Annotated in this window: 2 protein-coding genes; both read left to right on the plus strand. The window is 34.2% G+C overall.

Annotated features, from left to right (window positions below; all coding sequences use genetic code 11):
* The first annotated feature begins 157 nt into the window (after nt 1–157).
* Nucleotides 158–643 carry a transposase gene (locus AYC61_RS00895; protein ID WP_066495446.1) on the plus strand — a complete coding sequence of 162 codons (486 nt, stop codon included), beginning with the start codon at nt 158–160 and terminating at the stop codon, nt 641–643.
* A 527-nt stretch (nt 644–1,170) separates the two neighbouring features.
* On the plus strand, nt 1,171–1,398 hold the full coding sequence (locus tag AYC61_RS00900) for a hypothetical protein (protein ID WP_066495447.1): 228 nt from the start codon (nt 1,171–1,173) through the stop codon (nt 1,396–1,398).
* Nucleotides 1,399–2,019 lie beyond the last annotated feature (621 nt).

Here is a 2,019-nt window from a genome sequence, read left to right on the forward strand (position 1 = left end):
TCATTAGGGTGTAACCCAAAAGAAGTTACAGCAGATAGTGGATATAGTAGTGAACAAAATCTACTTTATCTAAAAGAGAATTCAATAAAAAGCTATATAAAATTACAAGTTCATGAAAAGATGAAACAAGAGCCTATTATAATGACATAGGAAAAATATGAGAAAATGTACTGATGAAGCAACACCTTATTATATATGTGTTGATGGTAGAAAGCTAATCCATAAGGGGACAGAGTCAAGAAAACAAGGAAATATAAAAAGAACTTTTGAAGTATATGCTTGTAGCAATTGTAGTGGTTGCAGCTTAAAACCTAAATGTCTTTATAAATATAATAAGCATGCAAATAAAAATAAAACTATGAGAGTGAATGAAATTTGGGAGAATTTGAAGAATGAATCTCATAAAAATATCCAAAGTGAACAGGGTATAATAAACAGGCAAATACGGTCAATTCAAACAGAGGGTCATTTTGGAGACATAAAAGAGAATAATAAATTTAGACGATTCAATTATAGATCTTCAGAAAAAGTCTATAAAGAATTTATGCTTTATGCAATAGGGCGTAACATAAATAAATATCATAGATTTAAACATGGGAAAATCAAGAAATATGAGAGTGAAAAGGTAGAAAAACTAGCATAACAAAAAATTGCTTATAAAATATTTAATACCTTTTTTTGTTATACCCAAAATTAGAATACGTATATTAAAAATAAAACCACTAGATTAAAAAAGGATTTAATAAGTCTTTCAATCTAGCGATTTTATTTAAATTCTATTTAAGGGGCTGAAATTTACTATTTTCCGACAGCCCCTTTTTAATGGTGCCGGTGGTGGGACTCGAACCCACACGCCCTCACGGACAACGGATTTTGAGTTTTGCAAAACATTTGGAACTATCAAGAAATTACTCTACTTCATTGGAAGTTACAGACCGCTTAAAGCCTTGTAAAATGGGCATTTGAAGCACTTTAACCTCCCGATATCTCATCGTTTCAAAGTTTAAATAAAAAACCAATTTTGAGATAAATTTTGTACGTTGGAGGGATATTGGAGGGGTGAATAACAGGTTTACCTTCTGCAACACCATTATTAATATCAATCAATACTTTTTTGTAACAGTTACTCCTACCACTGATAAGTAATAATTTAGGAGCTGATGACTGTCTGTGAGAAATGAAGAATATTATGAGCAAATTTTTGAGCCATATCTTGACGTAGTTACTCTGGATGAATTTAGATCTATGTTAGGTGGAATTGCTGATAGTACAGCACGAAAACTTTTACGTGGAAACCATGTAAAGCATTTTTACATTCGCAATACCTATATGATCCCCAAAATTTGGGTTATTGAATATGTATTAAGTGAACATTATGCTGAATACCGGGAAAAATAAAAGTGCAAGTTTAACAAAATTAAAATCGAATGTATAAGAGGACATGGCATTTCTGCTTGTGTTCTCTTTTTAGTGCGCCCAGCATGGGCAACAACTTGGTGGTGAAAGTCCATTACAGGCTTGGCAGTAGGAACTGTTAGCTAAAGACAAGGGTGTCTATCGTGAGGTGGAATCTGAAGGAAGTTGAAGGCAAAATCCCGAATCGACGGAACAGAAACTGTATAAGAGGCTGACTTGGAGCGGATTAGATTACTAAACAAAGCAAAGTCCAATACTGCCCGAACTCCATACAGTAGATACAGCGGTTACATGGGATGAAAGTTGTTGCACCTTACCTAGGGAGATCTGAATGATATGCTTTGCATGAGAATGAACTTTCTCACTCAGTAACCTATACCGAGAGGTATAGCTGAACATTCAAGTCATAGTACGTATGAGCCTTTTCGAAAGTTTAGGTAAGGGAAGGACTTGACAATAAGTTAATAAGAGTTGTTAAGAGGGCAATTCATGTTTGAAAGCTGCCAACCCGAAAGGGACTGCCTAACGGAGGATAGAGTGGAACTCGAAAGTAAAGGTTAGGAGTGTTTAGTGAATCCTACGTATAAATGATACAATAAGAAT

This window comes from Abyssisolibacter fermentans (assembly GCF_001559865.1).
Lineage (GTDB): Bacteria > Bacillota > Clostridia > Tissierellales > MCWD3 > Abyssisolibacter > Abyssisolibacter fermentans.

What these genes read in the sequence shown, in the direction of transcription:
- AYC61_RS00895 (WP_066495446.1), top strand. Translation starts at nt 158, where the DNA reads ATGAGAAAATGTACTGATGAAGCAACACCTTATTATATATGTGTTGAT.